General features: G+C 61.7%; 14 protein-coding genes. 6 read left to right on the top strand and 8 right to left on the bottom strand.

Annotation, left to right across the window (positions count from 1 at the left end):
• Position 1: 1 nt before the first annotated feature.
• From V7Q10_RS10380 to alr, 3 genes are read right to left on the bottom strand one after another with little or no spacing between them, the layout of a single operon-like run.
• On the bottom strand, positions 2-748 hold the full coding sequence (locus V7Q10_RS10380) for an ABC transporter ATP-binding protein (RefSeq protein WP_333869019.1): 747 nt from the start codon (positions 746-748) through the stop codon (positions 2-4).
• Positions 745-1,530, bottom strand: coding sequence for an MlaE family ABC transporter permease (locus tag V7Q10_RS10385; RefSeq protein ID WP_333869020.1), 786 nt, complete (start codon positions 1,528-1,530; stop codon positions 745-747). The genes V7Q10_RS10380 and V7Q10_RS10385 overlap by 4 nt, the downstream gene beginning before the upstream one ends.
• Positions 1,527-2,576, bottom strand: coding sequence for an alanine racemase (gene alr / locus V7Q10_RS10390; RefSeq protein ID WP_333869021.1), 1,050 nt, complete (start codon positions 2,574-2,576; stop codon positions 1,527-1,529). Before alr ends, V7Q10_RS10385 begins: the two co-directional genes overlap by 4 nt.
• Positions 2,577-2,727: 151 nt before the next feature.
• On the opposite strand from alr, the gene V7Q10_RS10395 reads away from it, so the two are divergent.
• The gene (locus V7Q10_RS10395) at positions 2,728-4,632 is read left to right on the top strand and encodes a heavy metal translocating P-type ATPase (protein WP_333869022.1); all 1,905 of its coding nucleotides are present in this window, start codon (positions 2,728-2,730) and stop codon (positions 4,630-4,632) included.
• 39 nt (positions 4,633-4,671) lie between these two features.
• Here the strand turns inward: V7Q10_RS10395 and V7Q10_RS10400 are convergent, their stop codons facing one another.
• From V7Q10_RS10400 to pyrC, 3 genes are all read right to left on the bottom strand, one after another.
• Positions 4,672-6,174, bottom strand: a complete 1,503-nt coding sequence (locus V7Q10_RS10400) for a replicative DNA helicase (protein WP_333869023.1) — start codon at positions 6,172-6,174, stop codon at positions 4,672-4,674.
• Positions 6,175-6,412: 238 nt separating this feature from the next.
• A complete protein-coding gene (locus V7Q10_RS10405; RefSeq protein ID WP_333869024.1) occupies positions 6,413-7,090 on the bottom strand; it encodes an orotate phosphoribosyltransferase in 678 nt (225 codons plus the stop codon).
• Positions 7,091-7,204: 114 nt separating this feature from the next.
• Positions 7,205-8,248, bottom strand: a complete 1,044-nt coding sequence (pyrC, locus tag V7Q10_RS10410; protein WP_333869025.1) for a dihydroorotase — start codon at positions 8,246-8,248, stop codon at positions 7,205-7,207.
• A gap of 181 nt (positions 8,249-8,429) precedes the next feature.
• Here pyrC and V7Q10_RS10415 point away from each other — a divergent pair, with 181 nt between their 5' ends.
• Positions 8,430-8,738 (top strand): antifreeze protein, encoded by a 309-nt coding sequence (locus V7Q10_RS10415; RefSeq protein WP_333869026.1) that lies wholly within the window; start codon positions 8,430-8,432, stop codon positions 8,736-8,738.
• Here V7Q10_RS10415 and V7Q10_RS10420 read toward each other — a convergent pair.
• Both V7Q10_RS10420 and V7Q10_RS10425 read right to left on the bottom strand, forming a co-directional pair.
• Entirely contained in the window at positions 8,735-9,694 is a 960-nt protein-coding gene (locus tag V7Q10_RS10420; RefSeq protein ID WP_333869027.1) for a phosphoadenosine phosphosulfate reductase, read from the bottom strand. The genes V7Q10_RS10415 and V7Q10_RS10420 overlap by 4 nt on opposite strands.
• 150 nt (positions 9,695-9,844) lie before the next feature.
• The gene (locus V7Q10_RS10425) at positions 9,845-10,876 is read right to left on the bottom strand and encodes a glycosyltransferase family 2 protein (protein ID WP_333869028.1); all 1,032 of its coding nucleotides are present in this window, start codon (positions 10,874-10,876) and stop codon (positions 9,845-9,847) included.
• A gap of 162 nt (positions 10,877-11,038) precedes the next feature.
• Here V7Q10_RS10425 and V7Q10_RS10430 point away from each other — a divergent pair, with 162 nt between their 5' ends.
• The 4 genes from V7Q10_RS10430 to V7Q10_RS10445 form a co-directional block, all read left to right on the top strand.
• On the top strand, positions 11,039-11,920 hold the full coding sequence (locus tag V7Q10_RS10430; protein ID WP_333869029.1) for an AAA family ATPase: 882 nt from the start codon (positions 11,039-11,041) through the stop codon (positions 11,918-11,920).
• Positions 11,917-12,786 carry an MBL fold metallo-hydrolase gene (locus V7Q10_RS10435; RefSeq protein ID WP_333869030.1) on the top strand — a complete coding sequence of 290 codons (870 nt, stop codon included), beginning with the start codon at positions 11,917-11,919 and terminating at the stop codon, positions 12,784-12,786. Before V7Q10_RS10430 ends, V7Q10_RS10435 begins: the two co-directional genes overlap by 4 nt.
• Positions 12,779-14,035 carry a vWA domain-containing protein gene (locus V7Q10_RS10440; RefSeq protein WP_333869031.1) on the top strand — a complete coding sequence of 419 codons (1,257 nt, stop codon included), beginning with the start codon at positions 12,779-12,781 and terminating at the stop codon, positions 14,033-14,035. The genes V7Q10_RS10435 and V7Q10_RS10440 overlap by 8 nt, the downstream gene beginning before the upstream one ends.
• Positions 14,036-14,156: 121 nt before the next feature.
• Positions 14,157-14,598, top strand: a 442-nt coding sequence (locus tag V7Q10_RS10445; RefSeq protein ID WP_333869032.1) for a hypothetical protein, incomplete at its 3' end; no start/stop codon positions are given.

Below are 14,598 nucleotides of genomic sequence, written 5' to 3' on the forward strand. Positions count from 1 at the left end.
ATCAGCGCACCGATTCAATCGGGCCTTCGGCGCGGCCATGGATGAACTGTTGCAGATAAGGGTCTGAAGCTGCATCCATTTCTGCCGCAGGCCCCGTCCAGCGGATCTTGCCGTCATGCAGCATCGCCACGGTGTCTGCGATGGCGCGGACCGAGGACATATCATGCGTGATCGTCATCGCCGTGGCACCCATCTCGACCACAATCTCGCGGATCAGCGCATTGATCACGCCCGACATGATCGGATCAAGCCCGGTGGTGGGTTCGTCGAAAAAGATGATCTCGGGTTCGGCGGCAATGGCGCGGGCAAGACCCACACGTTTTTGCATGCCGCCCGACAGCTCGGCGGGCAATTGGTCGGCGGTCGAGGGCTTTAGCCCGACGCGGCGCAGCTTTTCAATCGCGATCTCGCGCGCTTGGTCTTTCGGCAGCGCCTTTGCGCCGCGCAGCAGACGAAAGGCGACGTTTTCCCAGACCTTCAGGCTGTCAAACAGCGCGCCGCCTTGGAACAACATGCCAAAGCGCGCCAGAAAGGTATCGCGGTCGGTTTTGGTGACATCGGTCCCGTCCAGCGTGATGGTGCCCGCATCCGGCACCACAAGCCCAAGAATGGATTTCAGCAACACCGATTTGCCCGTACCCGAGCCGCCGATCACCACCATCGAGGTGCCGCGCGCAATTTTCAGATCGACCCCGCGCAGAACGTGGTTGTGGCCAAAGGATTTCTGGACGCCCAAAAGCTCTATCATGATCCGAACATCACCGAGGTTAGCACGAAATTCGCAGCCAATATCAGGATCGAGGCCGTGGCCACAGCGCCCTTGGTGGCCGATCCGACCCCCATCGCCCCACGGCCCGAGTTCATGCCGTAATAACAGCCGATCAAGGTCGCAATAAAGCCAAAGACCGCGCCTTTGATCAGCGAAGACACGATGTCGGGCATGGTCAGAAAATCGACGGTGTTGTTGATATAGCCCGCGCGGTTAAACCCAAGCTGTTCGGTCGAGACCAGAAATCCGCCCATCACCCCGATGATATCGCCCACCCCCACCAGCAAAGGCACGGTCAAAACCCCTGCAAGCACGCGCGGAACTGTTAGATATTGCAAGGGGTTGGTCGAAAGTGTCACCAGCGCGTCGATCTGCTCGGTGACTTTCATCGTGGCGATTTCTGCGGCGATCGAGGATGTCACCCGCGCGGCAATCATCAGGCCGACCAGCACGGGGCCAAGCTCGCGCACCATGCCGATGGCGACGATCTGCGGCACCACGGCTTCGGCGGAAAAGCGTTGGCCGCCCGAATAGATTTGCAGCGCCAGCGCGCCGCCTGTGAAGATCGAGGTCAGCCCCACCACCGGCAGTGACAGCCAGCCAACCTGCAAAAGCGCACTCAGCACCTCGCGCGGATAGAACGGCGGGCGCAACGCGGCCTTCAGGGTCTGGCCGCCATAGATCGCAATCCGCCCCAAGGCCGCCAGCGCAGACAGCACCGCGCGGCCAAGTCCTGCCAAAGGGGCGGTGACTGCACTCATTTGCCACCCTCGACATAGCGGCGGTAATAGCGCTGGCTGATGCCGGTCAAAATCTCATAGCCAATGGTGCCTGCGACATCGGCCAGCTGATCGGGGCTTTGGTTTGGCCCCAAAATATCAAGGCTGCGCGGAATATGCGGCAGATGGGTGATGTCGACGGTGATGGTGTCCATCGACACACGGCCAATCAGCGGGCAGGGGGTGTCGCCATCCCAAAGCACGGCAGCATTCGACAGGCTGCGCGGCAAGCCATCGGCATAGCCACCCGAAAGGCTGGCCACACGGGTTGGCTGTTGCGCGACCCAAGTGCAGCCATAGCCCACCGCCTCGCCCGCTGCGATTTGGCGGGTTTGAATCACCGGCAGCGACAGCCCGACGACGGGGCAGGCGGCCTCATAGGGGCGCCCGCCATAAAGTCCAATGCCGGGTCGGGTCAGATCAAAGTGATATTTCGCGCCCAGCAAAATGCCGCCCGTGGCCGCCAAAGACCTTGGCACGCCGGTGCCATCGGTCATGGCATGAAAGGCCGCCAGCTGCGCCTCGTTCATCGCGTGATCGGGCTCGTCTGCGCAGGCCAGATGCGACATCAACAGCTCTGGCCCTGCTTCCAGCACGAAAGGCGCAATCGCCTCCCATTCTGCCTCTGCCATGCCCAGACGGCTCATGCCGCTGTCAAGCTGCACGCCAAAGGCATGGCCGGGCAGCGATTCCAGATGCCGCGTCACCTGATCCAGCGAGTTCAGCATCGGCGTCAGATCGAGATCGGCCACCATCTCGGTGTCGCCGGCCATATGGCCAGACAGCACGCAAATCTGCGGCCCTGGGCCCAAGATCTGCCGCAGCGTCACGCCCTCTTCGGTAACGGCGACGAAAAAGCGGCGCGCACCTGCTTGGGCCAGGCTGCGCGCCACCCGTGACAGGCCAAGGCCATAGGCATTCGCCTTGACCACGGCGGCGGTTTGCACGCCGGTTGCAGATGCCTTGTCCAAAGCGCGCCAGTTGGCGGCAATGGCCTCAAGATCGACGGAGAGAGTTGCTGTAGCCATAGCGCGGTTTTGACAGGCGCGCGTCTGCGGTCAAGGGGGAATTCGCAGATGCCTACAGTGAAATGTGCATCGGTGGCGGGAAGGTGCCACTCGCTTTGGCTTGTGTCGCGCCGACAACAGGCGCAACCTGCGGCAAAATAGGGAGTATCGCATGCCCGATCAGGATCACGGCCATTCCCATGACGCGGGCAAAATCGAACTTGCGCTGACGCTTATCACCTGTCTGGGCTTGGGCGTGGCGCTGCTGGACCGCTTTGCGCTGACCCTGCCGCAGGGCGTGGTGCCGGCGGCCTTGGCGATGTCTTTCGCGGCGGGCGGGATTCCGGCGGCGATATCGGCGCTGCGCGAGCTGTTTGGGCGTGGGCGGCTGGATATTGATCTGTTGATGGTGATCGCAGCGCTTGCGGCCGCTGCCGTGGGGGCGGCATTGGAAGGGGCGGTGCTGCTGGCGCTGTTCTCGACGGCGGGCATGCTCGAGCATCGCGCTATGGGGCGGGCGCGGGCGGCGGTGGATGCGCTGATGGCGCTGCGGCCTGAAACCGCGCTGCGGCTGCGCGGCGACGGCAGTTTTGACGAGGTTGCGGTGGCAGAGGTGGCGGTGGGCGATCATCTGCTGCTGCGGCCCGGTGCGCGGGTGCCTTTGGACGGGGTGATCACCGATGGCGCCGGCGAGGTGGATGAAAGCACCATCACCGGCGAATCGCTGCCAGTGTCCAAGGCGGTGGGCGATGCGCTGCACGAGGCGACGGTGAACCTGCACGGCGTGCTGACGCTGCAGGTGCGGCGCGGCTTGGGCGAAAGCACCGTGGCGCGGATGATTGATCTGGTTACCCAAGCCCAAGCGATGAAGGCCCCGTCAGAGCGATTCTCGGAATGGTTCGGCGCGCGCTATACCGTTGTGGTGCTTTTGGGCGCGGTGGCGGTTTTCGCCACGCTTTGGGGCTTGGGCAACAGCTTTGACGCAGCGCTTTACCGCGCGGCCACGGTTCTGGTCGCGGCAAGCCCCTGTGCGGTGGTGATTTCGGTGCCTGCCGCGATCCTTTCGGCGCTGTCAGCTGCGGCGCGCGGTGGGGTGTTGTTCAAAGGTGGGGCCGCGCTGGAACGGCTGGCCTCGGTGCGCGCCTTTGCCTTTGACAAGACCGGCACCCTGACCAATGGCCGCGCCGAGGTGACGGGGATTGTGGCGCTGCAAGGCAGCAAAGATCAGGTCTTGGCCGCACTTGCAGGGCTAGAGGCGGGGTCCGAACATCACATCGCCGCCGCCGTTTTGCGCGCAGCCACAGCCGCGGGTCTGCCGCTGAGCCCTGCGCGCGAGGTCAAGGCTTGGCCCAGCGAGGGCATCACGGGCCAGGATGCTACGGGCGCGCTTTGGGCCGGCAACACCCGTATGCTTGACCGCATGGGGGCTGTGGCTGGCCCCGAATGCGACGCCTTGCAGGCGGGGGCCGAAACCATCGTCTATCTGGGGCGCGGCGCGGTGCTTTTGGGCGCGGTTTCGGTCGCCGATGCGCTGCGCGAGACCGCCGCCGCCGGCATTGCCGCCTTGCGCCAAGGCGGTGTTGCCGAGATCGTGATGATGACCGGAGATCGCCGCGAAGTGGCGCTGCGCATCGCCGCAAGCCTTGGGCTGAAACCGTCCGAGGTACACGCAGGGCTGATGCCCAAAGATAAGGTCGCCTTGGTCGCCAAACTTGCGACCAAGGGTGCGGTGGCCTTTGTCGGCGACGGCGTCAATGATGCTGCAGCGCTGGCGCGCGCTGATGTCGGCATTGCCATGGGCGCTGCGGGCAGCGAGGTGGCCTTGCAGGCCGCCGATGTCGCACTTTTGTCCGAAGACATGGCGCGTCTGGCGATGGCCCATGCGCTCTCGAAACGCGCGGCGCGGATTATCAAGCAAAATCTGGGCTTTGCGATTGGCGCGATGGTGGTTTTGGTCATCGCGGGGCTGTTTTTTGACCTGCCGCTGCCGCTGGCCGTGATCGGCCATGAAGGCGGCACACTTTTGGTGGTGCTGAACGGATTGCGCCTGCTGCGCGACCCGATCTTGCCGAAATAGCGCGGCAAAGGGGGGCATCGCAGCCCCCCGCCTGCGCTGCTAGAACCCAACATCCTCGCCCGGACCCGAGCCCTGCCACTGCTTGGCCAAATTGCCAAAGCGGGTAAAGCGACCTTCAAACGACAGCTCGACCGAGCCAATCGGCCCGTGGCGCTGCTTGCCGATAATCACCTCGGCCTTGCCGCGCACCGATTCCATCAAGGTCTGCCATTGCGCGATCTTGTCCAGCTCGTGATCGCCGGGCTTTTCGCGTTCCTTATAATATTCATCGCGGTAAACGAACATCACCACATCGGCGTCTTGCTCGATCGAGCCGGATTCGCGCAGATCTGACAGCTGCGGCCGCTTGTCTTCGCGCGATTCCACCTGACGCGACAACTGCGACAGCGCGATCACCGGAATGTTCAGCTCTTTGGCAATTGCTTTCAGGCCTTGGGTAATCTCGGAAACCTCTTGCACGCGGTTTTCTTTCGACGAACCCTTCAGCAATTGCAAATAGTCGATGATCAACACATCCAATCCATGCGTGCGCTTCAGCCGCCGCGCGCGCGCAGCCACCTGGCTGATCGGCAACGCAGGGGTGTCGTCGATATAAAGCGGGCAGGATTCAAGGCTTTTGGCGGCCTCGACAAAGCGGCGGAACTCTTGCTCGGTCATATCGCCGCGACGGATCTGTTCGGACGGCACCTCTGAGGCCTCGGACAGGATCCTTGCGGCCAATTGCTCGGCGCTCATCTCAAGGCTGAAAAACCCCACCACGCCGCCTTCCACCGCGCCCTCGGTGCCCTCATGCGTCATGCCGCGCTTATAGGCCTTGGCGATGTTAAAGGCGATGTTGGTGGCCAGCGAGGTTTTGCCCATCGACGGGCGCCCGGCAAGGATCAACAGATCAGAAGGATGCAGACCGCCAAGCTTTTTATCCAGATCAATCAACCCGGTCGACACGCCCGCAAGCCCGCCATCGCGCTGATAGGCGGCATTGGCGACATTGACCGCCTCGGTCACGGCCTTCAGAAACGACTGAAACCCGCGCTCGGCAACACCCTGCTCGCCCAGCTTGTAAAGCCGCTGCTCGGCCTCGATGATCTGCTCTTTGGGTTCGGAATGCACCTCGACCTTGGCGGCGCGTGCGGCAATATCGCGCCCCAGCCCGATCAACTCGCGCCGCACCGCCAGATCATAAATCATCTGCGCATAATCGCGCGCCGCATAAGACGAGATCGCAGCCCCAGCCAAGCGCACCAGATAAGACGGGCCGCCCAATTCGCGCAAACCCTCGTCATCTTCAAAAAACGGCTTCAGCGTCACAGGCGTCGCCAGCGCGTTCTTCTGAATGCGGGCAGCGGCGCGTTCAAAGATGCGTTGATGCACGGGGTCGTGAAAATGCTCGGGTTTGACCAAAGAAGCAATGCGGTCATAAACCTCGTTATTGGTCAGGATAGCGCCCAAAAGCTGCTGTTCTGCCTCAATATTATGCGGCAAAACCTCGGTCTCGCCCAAGGTGGCAGGCAAGGCTTGGCGGATGGTGGCGACTTCGTTCATACTATCCTCGCTTGGCCTGCAGATAAGGCTCGATCCATCACCCTAACCTGCATCTACCCCCAAGCCAAATAGCAGGCCATCTGGGGCTAAGTCATATGCAGAACGCAGATGCTGCGGCAGACTTCGCGCATGCTACCACATTTGGCGGTGAAAAGCCCTTCAAAAGGCAGAGACCAGAAAAAAGGATGGCTTATCCACAAGCCATCCCCAGAAAGCTGCACAGATTTTTTTCGGTGCCTTACTTTGCGCGTGCCGCCTGCCAAGCGCGTGGATCGTGCAAGAACACCTCGACCTCGGCTAGGGTCTTCTCGTCAAAAGCCGCTTGCGCACGCGCCTCGGCCAAGACATCCCACCAGGTGCAAAGATGATGCAACTGCACCCCGTGATCGGCCAAACGCTGCGTGGTCTCGGGAAAAATGCCATAGTAAAAGATCACGGCCGTATGCGCGCAACTGGCCCCAGTCTCGCGGATCGCATCCACAAACGACAGCTTCGATCCGCCATCTGTGGTCAGATCTTCGACCAACAACACCCGCTGACCCTCAGTCATTGCGCCTTCAATGCGAGCATTGCGGCCATAGCCTTTGGGCTTTTTGCGCACATAGGTCATCGGCAAAGCCATCCGCTCGGCCACCCAAGCACCAAAAGGTATCCCCGCCGTCTCCCCTCCCGCCACATTGTCAAAGGCCTCAAAGCCTGCGTCGCGCATCACGGTCACAGTCAGAAAATCCATCAAAACCGAGCGAATGCGCGGATAGGAAATCAGCTTACGGCAATCAATATAGGTCGGCGACGGCAGCCCCGAAGCCAAGGTAAACGGCGTCTCGGCATTAAAATGCACCGCCTTGATTTCCAGCAGCGCACGCGCAGTAAGACGGGCAATTTCATCGCGGGGCGGGAAAGAAGTTGGGATCATCGGGCGGTCCTATAGCTTGGGTTGCGGCTTTCATCTTGGTGAAAATATCCCCCGCGGAGCGTTCTGCGGCAAGCGAAAGGAGCCTCCGGCGGGGATATTTAGGCCAAGATGAAATCAGGTTTCGACGTGCCAATGCACGGGGAAGCCTGGGTTGAAAACGGTGACGGGGCCTGCTTCGGTGAGGATTTTCTCGGGGAAGCTTTGTGGCAATTCGTGTTTGACCAAGGTGATGGTGGTTTCATTGACGGGCAGGCGGTAAAAGGCAGGGCCGTTCAGTGACGCGAAGGCCTCGAGCTGATCAAGGGCGCCTTCTTCCTCAAATACATGCGCCAGCAGCGCCATTGTGTTGGTGGCGGTAAAGCAGCCAGCGCAGCCGCAGGCGTGTTCTTTGAGCGCGTCGACATGCGGGGCGGAATCGGTGCCAAGCAGGAAGCGCGCTTCGCCAGAGGTGGCGGCCGCGCGTAGAGCAAGGCGGTGGCTTTCGCGTTTGGCCACCGGCAGGCAGTAGTAATGCGGTTTTATGCCGCCTGCGAGGATATGGTTGCGGTTGATGATGAGATGATGCGTGGTGATTGTGGCGGCAAGATTGGCACCGCCTGCGCGGGCGTAATCGACGCCTTGCGCGGTGGTGATATGTTCCATCACCACGCGCAGATCTGGGTTGCGGCGGCGCAGCGGGTCAAGGACGGTATCGATGAACACGGCCTCGCGGTCAAAGATATCTACTTCGGCATCTGTTACCTCGCCGTGCAGGCAGAGCGGCAGGCCGATCTCGGCCATCTTTTCCAGCACGCTCTGCACCTTGTCGAAATCTTTGACGCCGGAGTGCGAATTTGTGGTCGCCCCTGCGGGATAAAGCTTGACCGCTTTGACCAGACCCGAGGCTGCGGCGGTAGCCACATCGGCGGGATCGGTGGTTTCGGTCAGATAAAGCGTCATCAGCGGTTTAAAATCGGCTCCCGCGGGCAGGGCTGCAAGAATGCGGTCGCGGTAGCTGGCCGCTTGGGCTGCGGTGACCACCGGCGGCACCAAGTTTGGCATGATCAGCGCGCGGGCAAAATGGCGCGCAGTTTCAGGCAAGACACCTTTGAGCATCGCGCCATCGCGCAGGTGCAGGTGCCAATCATCGGGGCGGGCGAGGGTGATACGCTGTGTCATAAGTCAAGCCCTAGCGCAGGGCTTTGGCATTATCTAGGGGGGATTGTGGCATATAGCGCAGTTTTTGCGGCAAACTTGGCGCGGCTTTGCATCAAGGGCCGCAATCTTAGCCTGCTGGTGCATAAGGCTTGCTGCGGCGCAGCATTCGGGCTTTGATACGAGAGATGCGATGGAGGGGCGGATGCGGTTATATGATCCTTTTGATCTGATGCGGCCCAGTCTGGAGATCGCCGAAATCTTCACCGAGGCGCAGGTGGTGATCGGGCTGCGTTTGGCCGGTTTTGCAGGACTTTGGCCGATGGCGCAGACCGAGGCGGAGGAGATGCTTGCCGAAAAGCTGCAAGCCGCGCATTGCGCCAGCCAGGCCGCCTTGCACGCGGTCATGGTGGGGGCGGGGGCTTCCGATATTGCAATGGCGGCCTTGGCACCGTTGCGGCAGCGGACGCGGGCCAATGCCCAGCGGTTGACGCAAGCGGTGGCAGAGCTTTAATCTTCTGTATGCATTGTGGCGCTGTCGTCGGCTTCGTCGCGGTTTTCTAAGGCGTTCAGCCGCGCAAGGCGCTTGACAAAGCGCGGGGCCCGCACCCGTTGCAGCACTGAATTGCAGATCATCCGCTCGTGGCCACTGCGGCCGGCCTGTTCAGAGAGGGACAGCAGATTTTTCAGATAGGGCAGATAGTTGCGCCGCACACGCCAGAGCTTGGAAAAGCTTTCTGTGGTCAGTTTGGCGGCCATTGCCTGTTCGATCAGCGGCGGTAAGATCTCGGTGGCCACGAAATGCGGCTCGAGCGCCTCGCCCATGTTGCGGGCTGATAGACGGGTGATATAGGGCGCGCGAAACAGCGCGGCTTGCATCGCATCTGGAACAATCACGGGGTCGTGGATCACCGTGGCATGAGCGCAGCCTTCCAGCATGTCGGGGGCATAGCCATAGCGCGAGGTGAAATCCAACCGGCTGGCAAGGCGGGAGCGATTGTCCCAGCGGGTTTGCGACGGGTCAAGCGTGGCGCGCGGGTTCAGCGCCAGCACCTGTGCGCCTGGTGCGGCGACCGAATAGGCGCAGGCCGCATAGCCGCCCATGCCCGCGCCATAAAACAGCACGCGGTCGAAATCTTCGAAAAACGCATCGTCCACTTGTCGGTCAAAAAACGCATAGATCGCTGGATCGCGAAACCAAGTCTCGCCATCAGCAATCAGGGTCAAAAGCGACCAGCCATTGGCCTTGGCTTGATCGAACGCCAAGGGCAGTTGCGCCGGTCTGGCCAAAACACTGCTTAGGCTTTCAAAGGTCACCAGCAAGGTGGTGCCCTCATCCAGAAAGACCCCGAAATGATTGGCGCCAAGCTGGTGAAAATAGCCAGACTCGGCTGTCATCTTTTCCAGTTTGGCCGCCCAAAGTCCGCGCGGGTCGATTAGCGGGTCGGTTTCAGCTTCGGTATCCGTCATCATATAACCTTTTCCCCAAACCTTGGCGGGGTCACATTTACAAGCACATCCTAACGGTCCTTAGTGTCGTGGCGCTCTGCGGCAGGAGCAAGGAATAAACATGGCCGATTATCTGGCGCTTTAAAAACAATGCGGGCCGATTGTTTCAATTCAACCCAAGGGAGAGGCTCTGGTATAGCGCAACAGCGGGGCGGCTTGGGCAAAACTTAGGGTTTTTGAGGGCGGTGTCAGCAACAGCCTGCCAAAAAGCCCACGCCAGGCCTCGTCTTGCATCAGGGTTTCGAATCGGGCTTTGCGCCAAGCCAGTCCAGACTGATGCAGCTGCGCCAGTTGCGGGTCGGCGCGCAATTCGGCGCGCAGGTCTTGGCTGTCAAGCTGGGTGATGCTGCGGTCTTCGATCTCGCAAAAGTTGCGCTCGACCCAATAGGACATATCAAAGCCCGATGCCGCGCGGTTGGCGCGGCCGCGGTCGGCCTTGACAATGTAGTTCTGCATCGAGCCCAACGCATAATGATTCAGCTGCACCAGCTGATAGTTGTCGCGGCTGTAATCAGAAAAGATCCGCCCCATCGCCATGCTGGCCGCCAGATCGCGACCCGAGCCGTCATACCAGCGCGCGGCGGCAAGACGCTCGGGGTCTGGATTGCGCGGGCGATGCACGCCCAGTTTGCGGTAGGTGCCATCGTTTTTGAACAGGGTCTTGAACATCTGCGCCCGCCAAGGCCAAGCAAAGCTGGCTGGGGCTGCATGCGTAAAGCTTGTCGTCACCGGGCTATCGTTAATCTCGATCACGCCGGCGTTGCCAAACAGCCGCCATGTCAGCGCAATCGCAGTGGCCTGCGGCAGCGCCGCCAGCAGCGCGGGCAGGCGGCGGTCTCCGGTGTGGATATTGACGAATTCATCGATGTCGCTAAACAAAATCCAATCAGCCGCCTGCCGCAGCGGGTGCCTATCTGCGGATTTGAGCATCGACCATTGCGGGCCTTCGTCATGCGGGCCATCGTTGCGGACATGTGTCAGCCAGCCCATATCGGATAAGCGGTCCAGCATCAGATCGGTGCCATCGCTGCAATCGTTGGAATAGACCAGAAAATCGCTAAAACCGCAGGCGCGGTGATGGGCCAGCCAGTCCAGCAGAAAGGCGGCTTCGTTTTTCACACCAAGAATACACAGCGCGCGCATGGGGGGATTTATCACTCATCAGGGCAACTACAGCACTATTTGCGCGCAGAACGCCTGTGAAGGAAAGCAGAATATCGACCTGTGCTTAGGTCGTAGGGCCTGCATGGGCGCTTGACCCTTGCCACAGCCGGGGCCAGCATGGCGCAAAACGGGGGGGATGTTATGGGATTGCCTGCATCAATTGACGAGGTCGAAGCGCTGCTGGCCGCCGAGGGCTATGTCGCAGCACGCGCCTTGGCGGTGGTGGTGTTCTTGTCGCTTAAACTTGGCAAGCCATTGTTTTTGGAAGGCGAGGCAGGCGTTGGCAAGACCGAGATCGCCAAGGTGATCGCGGCGGCCTTGGGGCGGCGGTTGATCCGGCTGCAATGCTACGAGGGGTTGGACGCGGCCTCGGCGGTGGCGGAATGGAACTTTGCCGCGCAGATGATCGCCATCCGCTCAGGCGAGGCGGTGGGGCGCGAGGGGCTATTTTCCGAAGACTATCTGATCGAGCGGCCCCTGTTGGCCGCGATGCGCCCGCAGGCAGGTGGCCCGCCGGTATTGCTGATTGACGAGCTGGACCGCACCGACGAACCTTTCGAGGCGTTTTTGCTAGAGGCCCTATCGGATTTTCAGGTCACCATCCCCGAGCTTGGCACCATCAAAGCCCCTGCGCCGCCGATTGTGATCCTGACCTCGAACCGCACCCGCGAGGTGCATGACGCGCTCAAGCGCCGCTGCCTTTATCATTGGGTCGATTATCCGGGGTTCGAGCGCGAGCTGCAAATCCTGCACAGCAAAGTGCCCGAGGCCCCCGCAGCGCTCAGCCGCGAGGTGGTGGCCTTTGTCCAGCGCCTGCGCGAAGAAGATCTGTTCAAAAAGCCCGGCGTGGCCGAAACCATTGATTGGGCGAAATGCCTGCTGGCGCTGGATGTGATCGCACTTTCCCCCGAGGTGATTGCCGATACTTTGGGGGCGGTGCTGAAATACCAAGACGATATCCAAAAGCTGTCAAGCCTAGAGGCGGGCAAGATCTTGGACGAGATCCGGCGGGGGCTGGTGTGAGGCTTGACCATCTGCGCATCCTAGAACCGCATCCGGGGATCTTGGCGTTTTACGATGGGCGTGTCGCGGGCCACCGCTTTGCCGAAGGTGCGAATTGGGTCGATGAGGGCGCTTTGTCGCTGGGCATCGCGTCTTATGCGCTGATCGCGGGGCAGCAGGCGATTGTCTATGACACCCATGTCTCGCTGCCACATGGCGTTTTTATCCGCGAGACCTTGCTTGCGCGCGGGGTCACGCAGATCAGGGTGGTGCTGTCGCATTGGCATCTGGATCACGTTGCGGGCACCGAGGCTTTTGCGGGCTGCGAGGTGATCGCCAACCGCCGCACCGCAGCCCATCTTGCAGCACATAGCACAGGCATCGAAGACGGCAGCTTTCACGGCCTGCCTGCGATTTGCCCCTTGGTGCTACCGGATCAGGTCTTTGACGGCGCGCTAAGCCTTGATCTGGGCGGGCAGCGGGTCGAGCTGATCTGCGCCAATATCCATTCCGATGATGCCACTGTGATCTGGTTGCCCGAGCGCGGGATTTTGCTTGCGGGCGATACGGTGGAAGATTGCGTCACCTATGTCGGTGCGCCGCAGGATTTTGCGCTGCATCTGGCCGATCTTGACCGGCTGGCGGCTTTGGGCGCGCAGTATATCTTGCCCAACCATGGCGCGCCCGACAGACTTGCGGCGGGGGGCTATGACGCGCGCCTGTGGCAGGCGACCGCCGCCTATATCACCTTGTTGCAGCAAGGCGCGCCCGCCGATCTGCGGCTGGCGATTGCGGATCATTTGGCCGATGGCACTCTGAGCTACTTTGCCCCCTATGCCGCCGTGCATGCGCAAAACCTTGAACGGGTGAGGGCGGCGCTTGGCTGATCTGGCGGTGCATCAAGACGGCAAGCTGTCGCAAAACATCGCGCATTTCGCCCGTGCTTTGCGTCGGGCAGGTCTGCCGATTGGCCCCTCACGGGTGATCGAGGCGGTGCGCGCGGTCGCGCTGGCAGGCTTTAGCACGCGGATGGATTTTTATTGGACCCTACAGGCGGTTTTTGTCAGCCGCCCCGAAGAGCGCGAGGTGTTTGATCAGATCTTTCGGCTTTACTGGCGCGATCCGCAGTTTTTGGAACATATGATGTCCTTCATGATCCCGCAGATCAAAGGCGCGCAAGAAGACCGCGCCGCGGTGGCAGCCGAGCGCCGCGCGGCCGAAGCCTTGCTGGACGGCAAAGCGCCAGCCCCGCCAGAGCTGCCCGAAGCACAAGATCAGGGCCAAGAGCTGGAGATCGACGCAAGCGCCACCGTCTCGGCTGAAGAACGCTTGAAAACCCTGGATTTCGAGCTGATGTCGCTGGCCGAGATGGCCGAGGCCAAGCGGATGCTGGCGCGGCTGTCGCTGCCGGTGCAGCCGCTGAAAACGCGGCGCATGGCGGTGGGGGCGGGCGCTGGGGCGCGGATTGACCCGCGTGCAACGATGCGCGCGGCACTGCGCACGGGCGGCGAGGTGATGGCGCTGCACCCGCGCGCGCCCAAACAGCGCTGGCCGAATTTGGTGGTGATCTGCGATATCTCGGGCAGCATGGCGCAATACAGCCGCATGGTGCTGCATTTTCTGCATGCGGTGGCCAATCAGCGCGGCCAAGGCTGGGCCAAGGTGCATGCCTTTACCTTTGGTACCCGCCTGACCAATATCAGCCGCCATTTGCAGCACCGCGACGTCGATGCAGCCCTTAAGGCCGCAGGGGCCGAGGCGCAGGATTGGTCGGGCGGCACCCGCATTGGCAGCTCGATTGCCGCGTTCAACCGCGATTGGTCGCGCAGGGTCTTGGGGCAGGGGGCTGTGGTTTTGCTGATCACCGATGGGCTGGACCGCGACGAGACCGGCGTGCTGGAGGCCGCGATGGCGCGGTTGCATCTTTCAACGCGGCGGCTGATCTGGCTGAACCCCTTGCTGCGCTGGGATGGCTTTGCCCCGCGCGCCGCTGGCGTGATGGCGATGCTGCCGCATGTCGACAGCTTTCGCGCCGGCCATTCGGTGGCTTCGCTGCAAGCGCTGGGCGAGGTGATCTCAAAGGCCAGTGACGTCGGCGAAAAAGCGCGCTTGATGCAGATGCTGACGCGCGGCTAGGCGATAACCACGCTATAAGAGCGCGATGATATCGCATAGCGGCGCAGTTTTGGGCCAGATAGCGCGATGGAGCCCGCAGCGATCGGGCTTTGCTTGGCGACTTTTTGAAAAGGGTGATTTGATGAAACGACTTTGGGGCTCTACCGCGGTGCTGTCGATGGCTTTGGCGGGCGTGCAGCCTTGGCCTTTGCTGGCGCAGACGCTGGACGCGCAGGGCGCGCTTATCGCCTCGGATGGCACAGTGGTCTGCGCGCCGGATGGCGATAAGGCCTGCGATCTGACCGACCCCGCGTTGTTGCAGCTTTTGGCCGAGACCGAAGCCCGCATCGCCGCAGCGGCACAGGCTGCGGCAGACGCACAGGCGGCAGCAGATGCGCAGGCTCAGGCCGATGCAGCGGCAGCGCAGGCGGCAGCAGACGCACAGGCGGCAGCAGATGCGCAGGCTCAGGCGGATGCAGCGGCAGCAGACGCACAGGCGGCAGCAGATGCGCAGGCTCAGGCGGATGCAGCGGCAGCAGACGCACAGGCGGCAGCAGATGCGCAGGCTCAGGCGGATGCAGCGG

It is taken from the genome of Cypionkella sp. (assembly GCF_036782355.1).
Lineage (GTDB): Bacteria > Pseudomonadota > Alphaproteobacteria > Rhodobacterales > Rhodobacteraceae > Cypionkella.